Origin of the sequence: Pectobacterium odoriferum (assembly GCF_009931295.1) — a bacterium.
Taxonomy (GTDB): domain Bacteria; phylum Pseudomonadota; class Gammaproteobacteria; order Enterobacterales; family Enterobacteriaceae; genus Pectobacterium; species Pectobacterium odoriferum.
Map to the genome: position 1 here is coordinate 4,394,788 of NZ_CP034938.1, position 20,424 is coordinate 4,415,211.

The 20,424-nt window shown below is 50.8% G+C and carries 25 protein-coding genes; 5 read left to right on the forward strand and 20 right to left on the reverse strand.

Annotated elements, in window-relative coordinates; genetic code table 11:
* Positions 1 to 5 precede the first annotated feature (5 nt).
* From rplB to EO763_RS19915, 15 genes are all read right to left on the reverse strand, one after another.
* Positions 6 to 827, reverse strand: a complete 822-nt coding sequence (rplB, locus tag EO763_RS19845; protein WP_010286179.1) for a 50S ribosomal protein L2 — start codon at positions 825 to 827, stop codon at positions 6 to 8.
* Positions 828 to 844: 17 nt separating this feature from the next.
* Positions 845 to 1,147, reverse strand: coding sequence for a 50S ribosomal protein L23 (gene rplW / locus EO763_RS19850; protein ID WP_005970277.1), 303 nt, complete (start codon positions 1,145 to 1,147; stop codon positions 845 to 847).
* Positions 1,144 to 1,749 carry a 50S ribosomal protein L4 gene (gene rplD, locus EO763_RS19855; RefSeq protein ID WP_039362752.1) on the reverse strand — a complete coding sequence of 202 codons (606 nt, stop codon included), beginning with the start codon at positions 1,747 to 1,749 and terminating at the stop codon, positions 1,144 to 1,146. The genes rplW and rplD overlap by 4 nt, the downstream gene beginning before the upstream one ends.
* A gap of 10 nt (positions 1,750 to 1,759) precedes the next feature.
* Positions 1,760 to 2,389 (reverse strand): 50S ribosomal protein L3, encoded by a 630-nt coding sequence (gene rplC / locus EO763_RS19860; RefSeq protein WP_010304941.1) that lies wholly within the window; start codon positions 2,387 to 2,389, stop codon positions 1,760 to 1,762.
* 32 nt (positions 2,390 to 2,421) lie between these two features.
* Positions 2,422 to 2,733, reverse strand: a complete 312-nt coding sequence (gene rpsJ, locus EO763_RS19865; protein ID WP_001181005.1) for a 30S ribosomal protein S10 — start codon at positions 2,731 to 2,733, stop codon at positions 2,422 to 2,424.
* A 304-nt stretch (positions 2,734 to 3,037) separates the two neighbouring features.
* A complete protein-coding gene (gene bfr / locus EO763_RS19870) occupies positions 3,038 to 3,511 on the reverse strand; it encodes a bacterioferritin (protein WP_010304949.1) in 474 nt (157 codons plus the stop codon).
* 72 nt (positions 3,512 to 3,583) lie between these two features.
* A complete protein-coding gene (gene bfd, locus EO763_RS19875) occupies positions 3,584 to 3,778 on the reverse strand; it encodes a bacterioferritin-associated ferredoxin (RefSeq protein ID WP_005970281.1) in 195 nt (64 codons plus the stop codon).
* Between the two features lie 204 nt (positions 3,779 to 3,982).
* Positions 3,983 to 5,167, reverse strand: coding sequence for an elongation factor Tu (tuf, locus tag EO763_RS19880; RefSeq protein WP_010277443.1), 1,185 nt, complete (start codon positions 5,165 to 5,167; stop codon positions 3,983 to 3,985).
* A 68-nt stretch (positions 5,168 to 5,235) separates the two neighbouring features.
* On the reverse strand, positions 5,236 to 7,350 hold the full coding sequence (gene fusA / locus EO763_RS19885; RefSeq protein ID WP_039492198.1) for an elongation factor G: 2,115 nt from the start codon (positions 7,348 to 7,350) through the stop codon (positions 5,236 to 5,238).
* A 96-nt stretch (positions 7,351 to 7,446) separates the two neighbouring features.
* Complete coding sequence (gene rpsG / locus EO763_RS19890) at positions 7,447 to 7,917, reverse strand: 30S ribosomal protein S7 (RefSeq protein WP_009111198.1); 471 nt, start codon at positions 7,915 to 7,917, stop codon at positions 7,447 to 7,449.
* A gap of 96 nt (positions 7,918 to 8,013) precedes the next feature.
* Positions 8,014 to 8,388, reverse strand: coding sequence for a 30S ribosomal protein S12 (rpsL, locus tag EO763_RS19895; RefSeq protein WP_005969567.1), 375 nt, complete (start codon positions 8,386 to 8,388; stop codon positions 8,014 to 8,016).
* A 131-nt stretch (positions 8,389 to 8,519) separates the two neighbouring features.
* On the reverse strand, positions 8,520 to 8,807 hold the full coding sequence (gene tusB / locus EO763_RS19900; protein ID WP_039492196.1) for a sulfurtransferase complex subunit TusB: 288 nt from the start codon (positions 8,805 to 8,807) through the stop codon (positions 8,520 to 8,522).
* Between the two features lie 20 nt (positions 8,808 to 8,827).
* Entirely contained in the window at positions 8,828 to 9,187 is a 360-nt protein-coding gene (tusC, locus tag EO763_RS19905) for a sulfurtransferase complex subunit TusC (RefSeq protein WP_039492193.1), read from the reverse strand.
* A gap of 9 nt (positions 9,188 to 9,196) precedes the next feature.
* Positions 9,197 to 9,586, reverse strand: coding sequence for a sulfurtransferase complex subunit TusD (tusD, locus tag EO763_RS19910; protein ID WP_010277471.1), 390 nt, complete (start codon positions 9,584 to 9,586; stop codon positions 9,197 to 9,199).
* The gene (locus EO763_RS19915; RefSeq protein WP_010296984.1) at positions 9,586 to 10,308 is read right to left on the reverse strand and encodes a helix-turn-helix transcriptional regulator; all 723 of its coding nucleotides are present in this window, start codon (positions 10,306 to 10,308) and stop codon (positions 9,586 to 9,588) included. The genes tusD and EO763_RS19915 overlap by 1 nt, the downstream gene beginning before the upstream one ends.
* Positions 10,309 to 10,609: 301 nt before the next feature.
* Between EO763_RS19915 and eptA the strand changes: the two genes are divergently transcribed.
* From eptA to pmrB, 3 genes are read left to right on the forward strand one after another with little or no spacing between them, the layout of a single operon-like run.
* On the forward strand, positions 10,610 to 12,256 hold the full coding sequence (eptA, locus tag EO763_RS19920) for a phosphoethanolamine transferase EptA (RefSeq protein WP_161529970.1): 1,647 nt from the start codon (positions 10,610 to 10,612) through the stop codon (positions 12,254 to 12,256).
* The gene (pmrA, locus tag EO763_RS19925; protein ID WP_010296993.1) at positions 12,253 to 12,921 is read left to right on the forward strand and encodes a two-component system response regulator PmrA; all 669 of its coding nucleotides are present in this window, start codon (positions 12,253 to 12,255) and stop codon (positions 12,919 to 12,921) included. Before eptA ends, pmrA begins: the two co-directional genes overlap by 4 nt.
* A complete protein-coding gene (gene pmrB, locus EO763_RS19930; protein ID WP_161529971.1) occupies positions 12,918 to 14,012 on the forward strand; it encodes a two-component system sensor histidine kinase PmrB in 1,095 nt (364 codons plus the stop codon). Before pmrA ends, pmrB begins: the two co-directional genes overlap by 4 nt.
* A gap of 89 nt (positions 14,013 to 14,101) precedes the next feature.
* Here the strand turns inward: pmrB and glyA are convergent, their stop codons facing one another.
* On the reverse strand, positions 14,102 to 15,373 hold the full coding sequence (gene glyA / locus EO763_RS19935; RefSeq protein WP_161529972.1) for a serine hydroxymethyltransferase: 1,272 nt from the start codon (positions 15,371 to 15,373) through the stop codon (positions 14,102 to 14,104).
* Positions 15,374 to 15,406: 33 nt separating this feature from the next.
* A complete protein-coding gene (locus tag EO763_RS19940; protein WP_161529973.1) occupies positions 15,407 to 16,219 on the reverse strand; it encodes a YggS family pyridoxal phosphate-dependent enzyme in 813 nt (270 codons plus the stop codon).
* Between the two features lie 103 nt (positions 16,220 to 16,322).
* Here EO763_RS19940 and pdxR point away from each other — a divergent pair, with 103 nt between their 5' ends.
* A complete protein-coding gene (pdxR, locus tag EO763_RS19945; protein ID WP_161529974.1) occupies positions 16,323 to 17,816 on the forward strand; it encodes a MocR-like pyridoxine biosynthesis transcription factor PdxR in 1,494 nt (497 codons plus the stop codon).
* Positions 17,817 to 17,954: 138 nt separating this feature from the next.
* Here pdxR and fkpA read toward each other — a convergent pair whose 3' ends face one another.
* Positions 17,955 to 18,773, reverse strand: a complete 819-nt coding sequence (fkpA, locus tag EO763_RS19950; RefSeq protein WP_161529975.1) for an FKBP-type peptidyl-prolyl cis-trans isomerase — start codon at positions 18,771 to 18,773, stop codon at positions 17,955 to 17,957.
* A 283-nt stretch (positions 18,774 to 19,056) separates the two neighbouring features.
* Between fkpA and EO763_RS19955 the strand changes: the two genes are divergently transcribed.
* A complete protein-coding gene (locus tag EO763_RS19955) occupies positions 19,057 to 19,275 on the forward strand; it encodes a protein SlyX (protein ID WP_039492176.1) in 219 nt (72 codons plus the stop codon).
* Between the two features lie 98 nt (positions 19,276 to 19,373).
* Here the strand turns inward: EO763_RS19955 and slyD are convergent, their stop codons facing one another.
* A complete protein-coding gene (gene slyD, locus EO763_RS19960; RefSeq protein WP_010277503.1) occupies positions 19,374 to 19,958 on the reverse strand; it encodes a peptidylprolyl isomerase in 585 nt (194 codons plus the stop codon).
* A 121-nt stretch (positions 19,959 to 20,079) separates the two neighbouring features.
* A complete protein-coding gene (locus EO763_RS19965; RefSeq protein WP_039362780.1) occupies positions 20,080 to 20,274 on the reverse strand; it encodes a YheV family putative zinc ribbon protein in 195 nt (64 codons plus the stop codon).
* Positions 20,275 to 20,424 lie beyond the last annotated feature (150 nt).

Below are 20,424 nucleotides of genomic sequence, written 5' to 3' on the forward strand. Positions count from 1 at the left end.
TAAGATTATTTAGTACGGCGACGTACGATAAATTTATCAGTACGCTTGTTGCTGCGGGTCTTCTTACCTTTGGTCTGAACGCCCCACGGACTAACTGGGTGCTTACCAAAGTTACGACCTTCACCACCACCGTGTGGGTGGTCGACTGGGTTCATTGCCGTACCGCGAACGGTAGGACGAACACCACGCCAGCGTGCAGCACCAGCTTTACCCAGAACGCGAAGCATGTGCTCAGCGTTGCCGACTTCGCCCAGCGTAGCGCGGCAGTCGGATTCGACTTTACGCATTTCGCCAGAACGCAGACGCAGGGTAACGTAAGAACCGTCACGAGCAACGATCTGAACGTAAGCACCAGCAGAACGAGCCAATTGGCCGCCTTTACCTGGTTTCATTTCTACGTTATGAACCGTTGAACCGACTGGAATGTTACGCATCGGCAGGGTGTTACCCGCTTTAATCGCAGCATCAACGCCAGATTGAATCTGATCGCCGGCTTTCAGGCCTTTCGGCGCCAGGATGTAACGACGTTCGCCGTCTTTGTACAGAACCAGCGCGATATTCGCGGAACGGTTCGGATCATACTCCAGACGCTCAACAACCGCAGGAATACCATCTTTATTGCGTTTGAAGTCAATCAGACGGTATTGCTGTTTGTGACCACCACCGATGTGACGGGTAGTGATGCGGCCATTGTTGTTACGGCCACCGGATTTGCTGTTCTTTTCCAGCAACGGGGCATAAGGTTTGCCCTTGTGCAGCTCAGGGTTAACCACTTTAACAACGTGGCGACGACCCGGAGATGTCGGTTTACATTTAACAACTGCCATTGTCTTTCTCCTCCGACTTACTCAGCGCCGCCGATGAAGTCCAGATTCTGGCCTTCTTTCAGGGTGACGTAAGCTTTTTTCCAGTCGCTGCGACGACCAATACGCTGTCCGTGACGCTTAACTTTACCCTTAACTACCAGGGTGTTTACGTCTTTAACTTCTACTTCGAACAGTTTCTCTACAGCAGCAACAATCTCTGCTTTAGTCGCGTCTTTAGCAACTTTGAGAACGATGGTGTTAGTTTTTTCCATCGCGGTAGATGCTTTTTCAGATACGTGCGGCGCGCGCAGTACTTTCAGCAGACGTTCTTCACGGATCATGCCAGCATCTCCTCAACTTGCTTAACTGCATCAGCAGTCATAACGACTTTGTCGAAGGCGATCAAGCTAACTGGGTCGATACCTGCTGCATCACGCACGTCAACCTTGTACAGGTTACGCGCAGCCAGGAACAGATTCTCATCCAGTTCACCGGTGATGATCAACACGTCTTCCAGTGCCATTTCTTTCAGTTTCTGCGCCAGCAACTTAGTTTTAGGTGCTTCTACAGAGAACGTCTCGACAACGATCAGACGATCTTGACGTACCAGTTCCGACAGAATGCTTTTCAGCGCGCCGCGGTACATCTTTTTGTTAACTTTCTGACTGTGGTCCTGTGGCTTAGCAGCGAAGGTCACACCACCGGAACGCCAGATCGGGCTCTTAACAGAACCAGAACGCGCACGGCCAGTACCTTTCTGACGCCAAGGTTTTTTACCGGAACCAGTTACTTCAGCACGGGTCTTCTGGGCGCGAGTACCTTGACGGGCACCTGCTGCATAAGCAACAACAACCTGATGTACCAGCGCTTCGTTGAAATCACGACCGAAGGTAGTTTCGGAAACAGTCAGCGCGCTTTGCGCGTCTTTCAATACTAATTCCATTGCTATCTCCTCACGCCTTCACAGCTGGTTTAACGATCAGGTCGCTACCGGTAGCTCCCGGAACAGCACCTTTAACCAGCAGCAGGTTGCGCTCAGCGTCAACACGCACTACGTCCAGGCTCTGAACGGTTACACGTTCGTTACCCAGTTGGCCTGCCATTTTCTTGCCTTTGAACACTTTGCCCGGAGTCTGGTTCTGACCGATAGAACCCGGAACGCGGTGGGACAAGGAGTTACCGTGAGTAGCATCCTGAGTACGGAAATTCCAGCGCTTAACTGTGCCAGCAAAACCTTTACCTTTAGATGTACCAGTAACGTCTACTTTTTTAACGTCTGCGAAAATTTCGACACTGATGCTCTGACCTACAGTGAACTCTTCGCCTTCAGAGAGACGGAATTCACGCAGAGTACGGCCAGCTTCTACGCCAGCTTTAGCAAAGTGACCTGCTTCTGGCTTGGTAACACGGTTTGCTTTTTTAGCACCAGTAGTTACTTGCACAGCGCGGTAACCGTCGTTAGCCAGGTCTTTAACCTGAGTTACGCGGTTTGCTTCAATTTCGATAACGGTTACGGGGATAGATACGCCATCTTCAGTGAAGATACGGGTCATGCCCACTTTTTTACCGACTAAACCAATCATTGTTTCAACCTCTCAATCGCTCAATGACCTGATTAACCCAGGCTGATCTGCACGTCTACACCAGCAGCCAGATCCAGACGCATCAGAGCATCAACGGTTTTCTCGGTTGGCTCAACGATGTCAACCAGACGCTTGTGAGTGCGAATCTCGTACTGATCGCGCGCATCTTTATTGACGTGCGGAGAAATCAGAACGGTAAAGCGCTCTTTGCGGGTCGGCAGCGGGATCGGACCACGTACTTGCGCACCAGTGCGCTTAGCAGTCTCGACGATTTCCGCAGTTGATTGATCAATCAGACGATGATCAAACGCTTTCAGGCGGATACGGATTCTTTGGTTCTGCATGAGACCAGAGCTCCAATTATTTATAAACGTAAATGATTACTCCTCACACCCATTTCGATTGATGGGGGAGTGTAATCGTCAGCACATAACCCCCATATCGGGAGTATTGTTTTGGCCAATAAATGAATATTGGCCGCCTGATTCGGATTGAATCAGGCTTACCTAGTTTCGGTAAGCTCGCGCATTATACGCAAATTGGCTGGGGAAGCAACAAGCAGGATGAAATGATTTTAACGCGGCCGGAGCAATGTGTGGAGTCCGGCCGGATTGGGGCATAAATTACATAGCAGGCTACGATAATCAGTTACTCAGCTTTTAGCTGAGCTTGAAGATAGTTTTGTATACCAAGACGCGAAATCAAATCTAATTCCGTTTCCAACCAGTCGATGTGCCCTTCTTCATCAGCAAGAATTTCTATCATTAAATCTCTGCTGACGTAGTCATGCACCGAATCAGCATAGGCAATTGCCTCACGCAAACTCTTTGCGCCATCCAATTCAAGTTGAAGATCAGAACGTAAAATCTCCTCGACATCCTCGCCAATGTTTAACTTACCCAAATCCTGTAGATTAGGGATGCCTTCGAGAAACAGGATTCGTTCGATGTAGCGATCAGCATGTTTCATTTCGTCAATAGACTCATGATATTCGTGATCGTTAAGACGGGTTAAGCCCCAGTTTTTAAACATTCGGGCATGAAGAAAATATTGGTTAATGGCTACCAGCTCGTTGCCCAATAACTTATTCAGGTGTGTGATGACTTTTTTATCGCCTTTCATGACATGCTCCTCCGCTCCAGTTCTTAAAGTGTAGAACCGGTAAGCAGAGAGTCAAAAAAACAACCCTACATTTTATGCTACTTCATACATATCAGGAATTTTAGCCTGCTCTTCCTCAAAAATGACACGCGCCTGACGAATACACTTACCGCAATCCGTCCCGATAGGAACGAGTTTGCGTAATTGTTGCATAGACTGAGGCTGGTGCTGACGAACAGCATTACGAATGACTTTGTCAGAAATCGCGTTGCACAAACAAACATACATATCAGAACGACTCATTGTTATTGCGAGTGTCTTTCGCACTACCTTTCAGGACACTACAACCAGCATTTGAAACCGCTCCTAGCGATTTTTTAACCAACTGAGTTATTCTAAATAAGAATTATTTTTATTTCAATTTCCATTTAATCATTCGGACGTAAAAAAAGGCACCGAAGTGCCTTTTTCATGCATTAAGTTTATCAGCGATTAAGCGATAACTTTAGCAACAACGCCCGCGCCTACTGTACGGCCGCCTTCACGGATTGCGAAACGCAAACCGTCATCCATCGCGATTGGGTGGATCAGGGTAACAACCATTTTGATGTTGTCGCCCGGCATTACCATCTCTACGCCTTCTGGCAGTTCGATGGTGCCCGTTACGTCAGTCGTACGGAAGTAGAACTGAGGACGGTAGCCTTTGAAGAACGGAGTATGACGGCCGCCTTCATCTTTGCTCAGGATATACACTTCGGATTCGAACTGAGTGTGCGGCTTGATTGAACCCGGCTTAGCCAGTACCTGACCACGCTCGATTTCTTCACGCTTGATACCACGCAGCAGAACACCAACGTTCTCGCCTGCACGACCTTCGTCCAGCAGTTTGCGGAACATTTCTACGCCGGTACAGGTAGATTTCGCGGTATCTTTGATACCAACGATTTCAACTTCTTCACCAACTTTAACGATACCGCGCTCTACACGACCGGTAACAACGGTACCACGACCGGAGATGGAGAATACGTCTTCGATTGGCAGCAGGAACGGCTTGTCAATGGCACGCTCTGGCTCTGGGATATAAGAATCCAGGTGCTCTGCCAGTTCGATGATTTTTGCTTCCCACTCAGCTTCGCCTTCCAGCGCTTTCAGAGCAGAACCACGAACCACTGGGGTGTCGTCGCCTGGGAAGTCGTACTGAGACAGCAGCTCACGCACTTCCATCTCAACCAGTTCCAGCAGCTCTTCGTCATCAACCATGTCACATTTGTTCAGGAACACGATGATGAAAGGAACGCCAACCTGACGACCCAGCAGGATGTGCTCACGGGTCTGAGGCATTGGGCCGTCAGTCGCAGCAACAACCAGGATCGCGCCGTCCATCTGGGCAGCACCGGTGATCATGTTTTTCACATAGTCGGCGTGTCCCGGGCAGTCAACGTGCGCGTAGTGGCGAGACGGAGTATCGTATTCAACGTGGGACGTGTTGATGGTGATACCACGTGCTTTTTCTTCTGGTGCGTTATCGATCTGGTCGAATGCACGTGCGCTACCACCGTAGGTTTTAGCCAGAACGGTAGTGATTGCAGCGGTCAGAGTAGTTTTACCATGGTCAACGTGGCCGATAGTACCGACGTTAACGTGGGGTTTTGTACGTTCAAATTTTTCTTTAGACACGGCGATATTCCTTACTCAAATGCTCTCCCCTATGGAGAGAGCACGGGATTTTGTTTTAACCCTGAGGCTTATTTACCACGGGCTTCAATTACGGCCTGAGCAACGTTGTTAGGCGCATCATCGTACTTCAGGAACTCCATGGAGTAAGAAGCACGACCTTTGGTCAGAGAACGCAGTTGAGTGGCGTATCCGAACATTTCAGACAACGGAACTTCAGCGTGAATCACAACGCCAGTAACGTTGGATTCCTGACCACGCAGCATACCACGACGACGGCTAAGGTCACCGATGACGTCACCTGTGTTCTCTTCTGGCGTTTCAACTTCAACCTTCATGATCGGCTCAAGCAGAACAGGTTTTGCTTTCTTAAAGCCATCTTTAAAGGCAAGAGAAGCAGCCAGTTTAAACGCCAATTCAGAGGAGTCAACGTCATGGAAAGAACCGAAGTGCAGACGCACACCGAGATCAACCACTGGGTAACCAGCCAGCGGACCAGCTTTCAGCTGTTCCTGGATGCCTTTATCAACAGCAGGGATGTATTCACCAGGAATTACACCACCTTTGATGTCGTTGATGAACTCGTAACCTTTCGGATTTGAGCCCGGCTCCAGTGGGTACATGTCGATAACAACATGACCATACTGACCACGACCACCAGACTGCTTGGCGTGTTTACCTTCGATATCGGTAACTTTCGCACGAATCGCTTCACGATAAGCAACCTGTGGTTTACCCACGTTCGCTTCAACGTTGAATTCACGCTTCATACGGTCAACGATGATATCGAGGTGCAATTCACCCATACCAGCGATGATAGTCTGGTTAGATTCTTCGTCAGTCCATACGCGGAAAGACGGGTCTTCTTTAGCCAGACGACCCAATGCCAGACCCATTTTTTCCTGGTCAGCTTTGGTTTTCGGTTCTACCGCGATGGAGATTACCGGCTCTGGGAATTCCATACGTTCCAAAATGATGACGTTGTCTGGATCACACAGAGTGTCACCCGTCGTTACATCTTTCAGACCGATAGCAGCAGCGATATCGCCCGCACGAACTTCTTTGATCTCTTCACGCTTGTTAGCGTGCATCTGAACGATACGACCAAAACGCTCACGTGCTGATTTAACTGGGTTCAGTACGGTATCACCGGAGTTAACCACACCAGAGTACACGCGGAAGAACGTCAGGTTACCAACAAACGGGTCGGTAGCAATTTTGAATGCCAATGCAGCAAACGGCTCGTCATCACTTGCGTGACGCTCAGCCGGCGTGTCTTTACCGTCATCCAAAAGACCATTGATTGCAGGTACATCAACTGGGGATGGCAGGTAATCAACTACCGCATCCAGCATCGCCTGAACACCTTTGTTCTTAAATGCAGAACCACAGGTTACCAAGATGATTTCGTTGTTCAGAACGCGCTGACGCAGAGCTTTTTTGATCTCTTCTTCAGTCAGTTCTTCACCACCCAGGTATTTCTCCATCAGCTCTTCAGAAGCTTCTGCTGCGGATTCGATCAGGTTTTGGTGCCATTCTTCAGCCAGATCCTGCAAATCAGCTGGGATCTCTTCGTATTCGAAGGTCACGCCCTGATCGGCATCGTTCCAGTTGATGGCTTTCATTTTCACCAGGTCAACAACACCAGTGAAATCCTCTTCAGCACCAATTGCCAGTTGCAGCGGAACAGGGTTCGCGCCCAGACGGGATTTGATCTGACCAACAACTTTCAGGAAATTCGCACCCATGCGGTCCATTTTGTTAACGAACGCAATGCGTGGAACTTTATATTTGTTTGCCTGACGCCATACGGTTTCAGACTGCGGCTGAACACCACCAACTGCGCAGTAAACCATTACCGCACCATCCAGTACACGCATGGAACGTTCTACTTCGATAGTGAAGTCAACGTGTCCCGGGGTGTCGATGATGTTTACGCGATGCGGTTCATACTGCTTAGCCATACCAGACCAGAATGCAGTAGTCGCTGCGGAGGTGATAGTAATACCACGCTCCTGCTCCTGCTCCATCCAGTCCATAGTAGCTGCGCCGTCATGAACTTCACCGATTTTATGGTTTACACCAGTGTAGAACAGAATACGTTCGGTAGTAGTGGTTTTACCGGCGTCGATGTGCGCACTGATACCGATGTTACGGTAGCGTGCGATGGGTGTTGTACGAGCCATTTGTATCCTCTATTTACTAGGGCGTTCAATTTAGTTAACCCAAGCGGGTTGGCTATTTTTAGCGCCCGCTTGGTTAGCATGACTACAACGAAGGGATTACCAACGGTAGTGAGCGAACGCCTTGTTAGCTTCGGCCATACGGTGAACGTCTTCACGTTTCTTAACAGCAGTACCTTTGTTCTCTGCTGCATCAGAAAGTTCGTTCGCCAGGCGCAGAGCCATAGATTTATCACCGCGTTTACGAGCAGCTTCTACGATCCAACGCATTGCCAACGCATTACGACGAACCGGACGGACTTCTACTGGTACCTGATAAGTAGAACCACCAACGCGGCGCGACTTAACTTCGACAGTCGGGCGAACGTTGTCCAGAGCTACTTCAAAAGCTTCCAGATGATCTTTACCAGAACGCTGAGCCAGGGTCTCCAGCGCGGTATAGACGATTGCTTCAGCAGTAGATTTTTTACCATCTACCATCAGGATGTTTACAAATTTGGCCAGCAGTTCTGATCCGAACTTAGGATCCGGCAGAATTTTACGTTGACCAATGACGCGACGACGTGGCATGGAAATACTCCGTTGTTAATTCAGGATTGTCCAAAACTCTACGAGTTTAGTTTGACATTTAAGTTAAAACGTTTGGCCTTACTTAACGGAGAACCATTAAGCCTTTGGCTTCTTCACGCCGTATTTGGAACGGGATTGCTTACGGTCTTTAACACCTGAGCAGTCCAGCGCGCCACGAACGGTGTGGTAACGCACACCTGGCAGGTCTTTAACACGACCGCCACGGATCAGGATCACGGAGTGCTCCTGCAGGTTATGACCTTCACCACCAATATAGGAGGTAACTTCAAAACCGTTAGTTAAACGAACACGACATACTTTACGCAGTGCGGAGTTCGGTTTTTTAGGGGTGGTAGTATATACACGGGTACATACGCCACGTTTCTGCGGGCATGCTTCCAGCGCCGGAACGTTGCTTTTAGCAGCCTTCAGGGAGCGTGGTTTGCGTACCAGCTGGTTAATCGTTGCCATTCAAAAAGCTCCTGGGTTTTGCTTCGTAAACACGTAATAAATCGCCTCATGTTTGCGCAAGGCAAAGTATGAGGACGCAGAATTTTAGGGCTGGCAGTGGAAGGAGTCAAGAAATATACAAAAATTCGGCGTTACCACGCGAGTTGCTGCGGGTGTTCCACTGTCAGTTGAACAAACTGATTATAGTCAATGAGCGTCACATTGTTTGAAATTTGTTCAGTCATTCCTCTTGCCGCCGTATCAGGCCGGAGCGCGTAGAGAAGAACCGCTGAATCAAGGAGACGCTGAATAATATCTCCACCAGCTAGCGCAGCGATAACACCGTCTTGCAATAAGACCAACGCATCACCCTGACCCAAAGTGAGCAGAAGTGCATCCAGGTCAACGTGATAAGGAGAACGTGAGAGCGTATGCAGCATATAAAAGGAGAAATCCGTCGCTAGAATGAAAGGATGGAATGATAATCGGCCAACTTACTACGCCATGCTTGCGGCGCTAATAGCTCTACATCCAAAACCCAGTCTGTTTCTATACTCAATCCACGCTGGCGCACAGAAGTCTCGCACAGATAACAAGCTTCGATATCGTACAAGGGCAGCACACCAAACGTTGCGATGTAATTACGCATCAAAATCTTTTCCGGCTGTTGATGTGGCAGCAGTTGCAGTACGCCATCACCAACAAAAAATACGCCAATTTCTTCCGTCAGTGCTGACATCGCCAATAGCGCATCCAGCCCTTCCCGCCCAGAAGCACTCCCATGTGGAGCATGCGTAAAAACAAATGCAACTCGCTTCATAACGCTACCTTAAAACTGAATAACCCGATCGCAGGTCAGCACCGATTGTGCCAGCTCCCCCAACCCGCTCAGAACAAATCCGGGTTGCAGATTCGCGCCAGCAAGGTTGAGCTGAGTGGCTTGCTGCGCGTCGGTCACACCCCGTCGCAGCGCCGCGGCAACGCAGACATTCAGCGCTACCTGATGCGTTTCACCCAACTGCTGCCAGGCGCGAACAAGATCAAACTCATCATTAGCGGGGGACGTTAGCTGGTTGGCATTCAACACGCCCTCACGATAGAAGAACACACTTTTCAGTCTGTGCCCTTCAGCCAACAGCGCCTGTGCAAACTGCAACGCGCTGCTCGCTTGCTGTGTGCCATAAGCCGGGCCGGTCACCAGCAAGCAGTAACTCAGCATTAACGTTCGTGCCCGCTGAAGTCGCCGCTTTTGAATTGACGAATATAAAGATAGACAGTGTGTTTGGAGATATTGAGGCGTTCGGCGACCTGGTTGATGGCGTCTTTAATATCAAAGATGCCTTTCTCATACAGGCTTAGGACGATCTGGCGATTTTTCGCATTATTGGAGACGTTGCGATCCGCATTGACCTCCTCAATAGAGAATTCCAGCGTTTGTGCCACGAGGTCATCAACGGATGACGCAAAGTTAACAGAAGAGGCGGCATCATGCGTTTCAGGTGGAATAAAGGTCTGCACGATCTGGGAGAAAGGCACATCCAGATTCATGTTGATACACAGCAGCCCGATCACGCGCTGATCGCGATTACGGATCGCAATCGTCACTGACTTCATCAACACGCCGCTTTTTGCACGGGTAAAATAGGCTTTCGACACGCTGCTATCTTCACCGGCCATGTCATGCAGCATGCGCAATGCAAGATCTGTAATCGGCGAGCCAATCTTCCTACCAGTATGTTCCCCATTCGCAATACGCACGGCGGAACATTTAAGATCCTCAAGCGAGTGCAACACAATCTCACAATGCTCGCCAATCAACATGGCCAAGCCATCAACCACCGCTTCATACGATTTCAGGATCTCATAGTCCGTTTGACTGAAAGGACGTTCATCCAGCAAATCAAGCTCATAAGATTCGCCAGATACAAGCGAATTAGACATGGCAGACACCACCCTCAACGTCATTATCCCCTAAATAATTCGAGTTGCGTGAAGGCGGCAACCGCGCAAATCTCCAGGAGCTTACCAAGTAAGTGACTGGGGCGAGTAAGGGCGGCCAACGCACAAGCAGCTTGAAGTATGACGGGTCCATTTATTTTGTATTGACAAGGGGCATAGTCTAGCAAATGTCCACACTCGCGTCCCTGAATTTAACGGGCTACCTCTTAAGGTTGTATTAATTTAACCCCGCTAGAGTCAGCGTCTTCTTTCCTCTCCATAATGGAAATCACGAGAGACGTGTATGAAAAATCCAATACCGATGGGCAGACCACACCTGAACAGCATTACGTTCGTGCTGGTATTTTCTGCCTTTATTACTCTGGTCCAAAACATCGCCTACTATCGTCAGACGCTGCAACTGCTGGATATGACAGACTGGATCAGTATTCCTTTCTTTCTCAGCATGCCCGTTGTGATTTTCGCGGTGCTGAATATTATTTTCACACTGCTGGCAGTACCTTATCTGCGTAAGGCCGTCATTGTTTTCTTCCTGCTGTCCGGCGCCGCCGCGCAATACTTTATGCTGAACTACGGCATCATCATTGACCGGACCATGATCCAGAATATCCTGGAGACGACAGCCAGCGAGTCCTTTTCACTGCTTACGCCGCAGCTTATCGCTTGGGTATTCTTTATTGGCGTCATTCCCGCAGCGCTCGCCATATGGATAAAAATAAAGCCCGCCAAGCCGACAACTGTCTATATTGGCATGCGCTTTCTCAGCGTCATTATTTCGCTATTTGCCATTTTATCTGTCGCGGCATTCTTTTATAAAGATTACGCCTCGTTCATGCGTAATAACAAAGAGTTGGTCAAAGCGGTTACGCCCAGCAATATTGTAGCGGCCAGCTTGTCCTACCATAAACACAGTGCTCTGGCTAATTTACCTCTGGAGCAAATTGGTCTGGACGCCCATAAAGTACCGTCATCGTCCCCGACGGCAAAAAAGAACCTGGTTATTCTGGTCGTAGGCGAAACCTCGCGGGCGCAAAATTTTTCGTTGGGTGGCTACGGGAAAGAGACCAATCCGCTGCTGGCGAAAGACAACGTTATCTACTTTGAAAACACCTCATCGTGCGGCACCTCAACAGGCGTTTCCGTTCCCTGCATGTTTTCCAACATGCCGCGCCAAAGCTTTAATGGTGACTTAGCCAGCCATCAGGAAGGGTTGCTGGATATATTACAGCGGGCAAAAGTTAACGTGCTCTGGCAGGAAAATGATGGCGGCTGCAAAGATGCCTGTACACGTGTGCCAACGGTTGATGTGACATCGCTGAAACTGCCGGGACTATGCACCAACGGCGAATGCCACGATGAAGCGTTATTCCACGGCGTCGAAGACTATATTAATAAGCTCGATAACGACGGCATTATCGTATTACATACGATAGGCAGCCACGGCCCGAGCTATTACCAGCGCTATCCTGACGCCTTTAAGAAATTTACCCCAACGTGTGATACCAATCAGATTCAAACTTGTACGCAGGAAGCGCTGACCAATACGTATGACAACACGATCCTGTATGTCGATTTTGTTCTGGATAAAACGATCAATTTACTAAAACAGCATCAGGATAAATTTAATACGTCACTGGTTTACCTGTCTGACCACGGCGAATCGTTAGGGGAAAACGGCATCTACCTGCATAGCATGCCCTACTCTATTGCGCCGAAGCAGCAAACGCATGTGCCGATGTTGATGTGGTTATCAACGGGTTATCAGCAACAACACGCCATTCAGGACACCTGCCTGCGCCAGAACGCGAAACAGCTGGATTACTCGCAAGATAATCTTTTCCATACCATACTGGGGATGTTTACTATCGCCACGAAAGAATATCAGCCTCAGCTTGATATCCTTCAGCCGTGCAGGGATAAGGCAACATGAAATTATTGATTGTTGAAGACGATAAGCTGTTGCAGGAAGGATTATTATTGGCGTTGAGTCATGAAGGTTATGCCTGCGATTGCGCAGGCACGGCCAAAGAAGCGGACGCGCTCATCAGCAGCGCACATTACAGTCTCGTTATTCTCGATCTTGGCCTACCAGATGAAGATGGACTCACCTTGCTGTCACGCTGGCGTAAAAATCATTACCAGCATCCCGTACTCATCTTAACCGCACGGGATAAGGTAAACGACCGCGTCAGCGGGCTGGATGTCGGCGCAGACGATTACCTTGCCAAGCCTTTCGCTCTGACGGAATTACAGGCGCGCGTACGCGCGCTGATTCGCCGCAATCAGGGTTCAAGCAACAGCAAAATACAGGTCGACAACATTACGCTGGATTTAAACAATCAACAGGTGTTGCTGGATGACAAGCCAGTGGTGCTGACGCCGAAAGAGTTTGCGATACTGTCCCGCCTGGTGCTGAAAGCCGGCTCTCAGGTACATCGTGAGGTTCTGCATCAGGATATTTATGCCTGGAACGATGACCCCTCTTCCAACTCGCTGGAAGTGCATATCCACAATCTGCGTCACAAGATAGGGAAAGACCGCATCCGAACCCTGCGAGGCTTTGGCTATCTGCTGACTAAAGGTGAACAACCATGAAGAGCGATGCCGACACCGTCACCAGCATGCGCCGTCGTTTGGTGCTGGCACTGGGCGGCATCCTGCTTGTCTGTCAGATGATCAGCGTATTCTGGCTTTGGCACGAAAGCGAAGAACAGATCAGTCTACTGGTTGATAAGTCCCTGAGCGCCAGCGCCCAGAATATGCAGATCGATCAAGAGATCAATGAGGCGATTGCCTCGCTCAGTATTCCAAGTCTGGTCATGGTCATTCTGACATTGCTTATGTGCTTTCAGGCAGTCAGTTGGATCACGCGTCCACTTTCTCGCCTACAGGAAGAATTACAGGATCGCACAGCCGAAAACCTGGAACCGCTGCCACAACAGAGTGACATAAAAGAGGTTGCGGCGGTCACGCATACCATCAACCAGCTTTTTCAGCGCCTGGACGAAACGTTGAAACGCGACAGGCAGTTTACTGCGGATGTCGCTCATGAATTACGAACTCCACTATCCGGTATTCGACTACACCTCGAACTGCACCAGCAACAACATCAGATTGACTGTAGTTCGCTCATCAAACGCATTGATAAGATGGTGAAAACAGTGGAACAACTTTTGCTGCTTGCACGTGTCGGGCAAGAGTTTTCAGCGGGCCATCAGCAAAATGTCGCACTCCTGAAAGACGTCATTTTTCCTATGCAGGATGAACTGACAGAGATGCTGCAAAAACGTCAGCAGACGCTGAAATGGATATTGCCGCTAGAAGATATCACTCTGCACGGCGATGCGACGTTGCTCCAGCTACTGCTACGCAATCTGGTAGAAAACGCCTATCGCTATAGCCCGGAAGCCAGCCAGATCACCGTGAGCCTGAGCACGCTGCAACATATTGAACTACAGGTTGAGGATGAAGGGCCGGGGATCGACGAAAGCAAAGTCGGTGAATTGAGTAAGGCGTTCGTTCGCATGGATAGCCGCTATGGCGGTATCGGTCTCGGGCTAAGTATCGTGACGCGCATTGCTCAGTTGCACGATGGAAAATTTTTCCTCTGCAACCGGCCGCAACGTTCCGGTGCACTCGCTCGCGTGGTGCTCACCGCCCCTGACGAATCCCCTGATGAGGTCTGAAGAACAAAACTAGCGAGTCTACGCCGCATAACACAGATATACGGCACATCCATGTGCGCGAAACTCCCATGTCTTAAAACCCTATTGTCTTATTGGTACACAGGATAGCGGCGGCACAACGTCACCACTTGCTGGCGTACCCGATCGCGTATCTCCGTTAACGCTCCATCACCCGCGCCAAGCCCATCCAGCACGTCACAGAGCCACCCCGCCAGTTGCTCACACTCCGCGACACCAAAACCGCGTGTCGTCACAGCTGGCGTACCAATACGCAGGCCCGAGGTAACAAAAGGCGAACGTGGGTCGTTAGGCACCGAATTCTTATTTGCCGTGATGTAAGCGTCGCTCAGCGCAGCATCGGCATCCTTACCGGTATACGGCTTGTCGGACAGGTCGATCAGCAGCAAGTGGTTGTCAGTGCCACCGGAGACGATCTTGTAACCACGCTGCTGGAGGATACGCGCCATTGCCCGGGCATTGGCCACAACCTGACGCTGGTACACCGTGAATTCAGGACGTAATGCCTCCTTGAAGGCTACCGCTTTAGCAGCGATAACATGCATCAACGGGCCGCCCTGAATACCGGGGAACACGGCGGAATTGAGCTTTTTGTAGAAATCCTCGCTCTGCCCTTTGGCTAAAATAATCCCACCACGCGGGCCACGCAGGGTTTTATGGGTGGTACTCGTTACGACATGTGCGTGAGGAAGCGGATTCGGGTATTCGCCTGCAGCCACCAAACCTGCAACATGCGCCATATCCACCCAAAAGATCGCGCCCACCTTGTCAGCAATCGCGCGCATCCGCGCCCAGTCCTTGTGGCGTGAATAGGCGGAGAACCCGCCTATCAGCATTTTTGGCCGGGTTTCCAAGGCAATACGTTCCATGTCGTCGTAGTCGATAAGCCCTGTTTCAGGATCAAGCCCATAAGGTACGATCTTGTAGTGGCGACCGGAAAAGTTGGATGGGTTACCGTGGGTCAGATGCCCGCCCTGAGCCAGATTCATACCCATCACGGTGTCACCCGGGTTAGTCAATGCCAGAAACACGGCAGCATTAGCCTGAGCACCGGCATGGGGCTGGACGTTGGCATAATCGCAGTCAAACAACACTTTAGCTCGCTCAATAGCCAGACGTTCGGCTACGTCTACATACTCGCAGCCGCTGTAGTAGCGCTTGCCGGGGTAACCTTCTGCATATTTGTTGGTGAACACGGAATTCTGGATCGCCATCACCAGCGGACTGGCATAGTTCTCTGAAGCGATAAGTTCAATATGGGTTTCCTGACGGTGTTCTTCATGCAGGATGGCATCGGCCAACTCGGGGTCAAAATCCGTGAGAGTCAAAGAGGTGTCATACATGGGCATCATCCTAATACGTTAATCATGGTTTTTTTAAAGACTTGCTTCTGTGCTGGTTTCATCGGGCCAGTAGTAGCTATCCGGCAGAGGACGCGCCCCGAAGATGGCCTGACCAACGCGTACGACGGTGGCACCTTCCTCAATGGCTATTTCAAAATCGCCGGACATCCCCATGGATAATTCATCCAACCCGATGCCGACAGGGGCGTTTTGCTGCAATCTATCGCGTAGGTTACGTAGTTGGATGAAACACTGGCGCACGCGTTCAGCCTCGCAGGAGAACAACGCCAGCGTCATGAGCCCACGCACACGTAGCGTAGGGAATGCGGGAAGAGCCTGAATAAAAGCGGGTACGTCTTCAGGAGACAGGCCGTACTTACTGGCCTCGCCGGAGGTATTCACCTGCACGAATACATCCAGCGAACGTCCTTCAACGTGTAAGCGGCGATCCAACGCTTCAGCCAGTCGCAGGCTATCCAATGCCTGAAATTCGGTAGCGAAGCGCGCCACCTGCTTAGCCTTGTTGGTTTGCAGGTGACCAATGACCGACCACTGTAAGTCGGCTAAGTCCTGCATGGCTTCCCATTTGCGGTACGCCTCCTGCACCTTGTTCTCGCCCAATATCCGGCAACCTGCCGTATGGGCCATACGCAGGCGACTTTCCGGTTTAGTTTTGCTGACAGGCAGCAGTCGTACGGTGGCAGGATCGCGGCCGACGCGGTGACAGGCCGCCGCGATGCGCACCTTTACCGCCGCCAGATTAAGTTGGAAATCCTCAACCGTGGCGGCTTCGGGATAGCGACCGTGGCTGTCGTGGCGAGTGGGTGTATCGGAAGGTATCGGCATCAGCTTAACTCCTGATGAAGAGGATGAATGGATTGTGAAACGTATTTATAGATTTAAAATAGCCGGATGTTCCCCACCATTTTTTTGATAAGAGGCAGACCAATTGTTCAAACATGCCCAGCTTGAATCGGTCAAAGCCTGGATTGGCGATCCCGCACACGGTGCTTTACCCCTGCACGCCCGTATCCAGCGAGCTATTCGTCAGTTAATCCTCGATGGCGTTCTCGACGTGGGAAAATCCTTACCTGCCTCACGCGCGCTGGCGACATCACTCGGCGTTTCACGTGATACGGTCGAATCGGCTTACAGCCAGCTACATGCAGAAGGATTTATCGAACGTCGTGTTGGCAGCGGCAGTTTCGTGTCTGAGCGGGCAAAGCGTCTGTCAGGACGTGGCAAGGCTCGGAAAGCAGGAGATAGCAAAGCAGAACTGCGCCTCAGCCAACGTGGCAGCGCCATGTTCCAGAATGGCGGTGTACGTGATTTCATCGTACCGCGAGCGTTCGCGCCCGGCGTGCCGGAAACACGTAATTTTCCCCTCCAGACGTGGGAACGGTTGGAACGGCAGGTGCTAAAAGAATATGGCACTCAGGCACTGCTGCACAGCCCACCGCAGGGTATGGAAGCGCTGAGACGCGCCATCGCAGACTATGTCAATCTCGAACGAGGAGCCCGCGCCACAGCCGATCGCGTGTTGGTGTTGACCAGTTCCCAGCAAGCATTAACTCTCTGCGCGAATGTGCTGATGGATGCTGGCGATCGAATCTTCCTTGAAGATCCCGTGTACCACGGCGCACGCAAGGCTTTCGAGGCGGCCGGACTCGCGTGCGTGCCGATACCGTTAGATGCCGATGGCTTGCAGATCGATCGCCTGCTTGAAGCAAGCAACGGCTATCATACGCCCGCCAAAGCTGTATTTCTGACGCCGTCACATCAGTTTCCAACCGGTGCGACGCTGGCGCTAGATCGAAGACTAGCCGTTATCGAATGGGCTCGACAGCACCAAAGTTGGATTATTGAGGACGACTACGACAGCGAGTTTCACTACGCGGGCAAACCTACTGCCTGCGTGCAGGGGCTCGACGCCCACGATCGTACGATCTACATCGGCACCTTCACCAAATCACTGTTTCCAGGCCTGCGCATCGGCTACATAATACTCCCGCCACCACTGGTTGCTCCGATGACCGTGGGCCGCACGCTGATGGATGGGCACAGTGCGCCTATTCCACAGCTCACGCTGGCACGTTTTATCGAAGGTGGCCACTTCGGTGCCCATGTACGCACGATGCGCACCATTTACGCGGAACGTCGCGATGCGCTGGCACGACTGGTGCGCCTGCACCTTACTGACTTCGTAAAGCCACGTGTGCCAACCGGAGGCATGCAGATGCCCTGTATCTTTATCCGTGACATCCCTGAGCACGACGCGGTGGAATCTGCACGCCGGGCAGGGATCGATCTGCTGGGGCTGACAGCGCTGTATGCGTCGGGCCACCATAAAGCAGGCTTTCTCATGGGATTTGCCGCACACGCCCCGCATGAACTGGAAGCAGCGGTCAAGACGTTGGCGAAGGTGCTACGCGCGCTGTGCTGATGATGGGTCGCGGGTGGTGGATGACAGATAGGTGCCGTCACGGTTAACGGGAAAGGGATTCAATTGCAGGGAAGTGATGGTGAAACAAAAAAAAACCGCAGGCCAGTGCCTGCGGTCATGTTGCGACTATCGAGATGCTTACTTAGCGGCTTTTTCTTCGGCTGCTGGCTTCTCAGCTTTCGCCTCATCCGCTGCTTTCAGGTCAGCTTCAGATTTAATGTCCAGCAGTTCAACGTCAAACACCAGTGTGGAGTTAGCCGGAATGCCAGGCACGCCATTTTCGCCATAGGCCAGTGCTGGTGGGATAGCCAGCTTGATTTTACCGCCTTTCTTAACGTGCTTCAGACCTTCAGTCCAGCCAGGGATCACGCCATCCAGACGGAAAGAAAGCGGCTCACCGCGTTTGTAGGAGTTGTCGAACTCGCTACCGTCAACCAGCGTACCTTTGTAGTTAACCACTACAGTATCGCTGTCTTTCGGTACATTACCACTACCTTCTTTCTCAACCTGATACAGAAGGCCAGATGCGGTTTTCTTCACGCCCTTTTCTTTGGCAAAAGATTCAAGATATTTGGCGCCTTTATCCGCGTTATCTTTCGCATCTTGCTTCATTTTGGCTTCAGCCGCGGCTTTCACCTTACCTTCAAAGCCTTGCAGCGTTTTTTCGATTTCTTCGTCAGTCAGCTTGCTCTTATCAGCAAAGGCATCCTGAACGCCAGCAATCAGCTGTTCCTTATCCAGTTTGATACCTAATTTTTCTTGCTCTTTCAGAGAGTTATCCATATAACGCCCTAAAGATGCACCTAACGCGTAAGCCGCTGCCTGCTCATCGTTCTTGAATTTGGCTGCCGCAGTGGTATCAGATGCCTGCGCTTTATCTGCCGCCAGAACCTGGCCTGCGTTCAGAGCCAGAGCCATCGTTGTTGCTAACAGCGTTACTTTAAACAGTGATTTCATCCATTTCTCCAGCATCTGGAGCGACGCGCTCCAGCCATCATTAAAATAAATTCGCGCCTACTATAACTGTGCGGACGAAGACAACACAACGACGCACTCGACAATCCTTTGATAAAAAACGTCAGGAAGCTTTTCCGACATCATTTGTGTCGTCCTAAGGCCTTCTGGCAACAATATGCCCCATTCCAGATAGTGCATTGCGCCCTACTGCGACCGTTTTTACTACCAGAAGTTTCCGCTTTCTGACAAACTCGCGGGTAACAAGAAGTAAGGGGGAATAACGATGTCACCATCAGCACTTGAAGAACGGCTCGAACAGTTGGAAAGCCGACAGGCTTTTCAGGAAGTCACCATAGAAGAGCTTAACCAAACGGTTATTCAACACGAGCGGGAAATTAGCCGCCTGCGTGAACATGTTCGTCTACTCACCGACAGGCTGCGCAGCCAGCAAACCTCGCTTGTCGCCCCCCAGTCGGAAGAAACGCCACCACCGCATTACTGAGAGGCGCGTCGTTACACTGAAAATCAACGTAAGCCAAATATAAAAAAACCTCAGGCGATGTTCATCAACCTGAGGTTTTTTTTATGCGCTACGGCTACTTAGTGGCAGCCGCATCCACCGTTGCCGCCGCAGCCGCCTTTACCGTGCTGGTGACCGTGATCGTGGTCGTGATCATGGCCATGACCGCCACAGCAGCCGTCGCCGTGTTCATGATCGTGTTCGCCGTGAACGTGACCGTGCGCCAGCTCTTCTTCCGTCGCTTCGCGGATAGCAACAACTTCAACGTTGAAGCTCAGGTTTTGACCTGCCAGCATGTGGTTGCCGTCGACAACAACGTGGTCGTCTTCAACTTCGGTGATTTCAACGGGTACTGGACCCTGATCGGTCTCAGCCAGGAAACGCATACCAACCTGCAGCTCGTCAACGCCCATAAAGACATCTTTCGGTACGCGCTGAACCAGATTTTCATCGTAGTTGCCGTAAGCGTCGCTGGAACCAATGTTCACATCAAACTTCGCGCCAGCTTCACGGCCTTCCAAGGCTTTTTCCAAACCAGAAATCAGGGAACCGTGACCATGCAGATAGTCCAACGGCGCGCTCACCGGAGACTCATCAACCAATACACCGTCTTCTGTACGTACCTGATAGGCCAGGCTGACCACCAGATCTTTTGCTACTTTCATGATATCTCCTACCGTTGGAAATCAAACTGGCGCAAATTGTAGCTGAAAAATGTCCCTATGTACCGTCCGGAATCAAAAAACGTCAACGGTTGATGACAATGCCATCTTAGGCTCTCATCCTTCATTCTGGCCGAAAGATCCCAATAATCTCGTTAGCCTGTGGGGCGGGTGCCGTCGTGGGCTCATCTGCCTGGCTCTGGCGATATCCGCACTTCACACACACCACAACCTCGACATCATCCTCTCGTCCAACCGCCAGCGTATCCTGAGCCTGACACGTCGGGCACACGGCCCCTGCAATAAAGCGTTTACGCATGATAACTCCAATTTATCGCCGTTCTAAAACCTAGAACCTGGAATCTAGAACCTATTCTACTAGTCGTTATTGGCGCAGACAGTTTGGACTCGGACAGCGCGCAGAAACCGGAGCGTACACGTAGTACGTGAGGATTTCGAGCACTGCCCA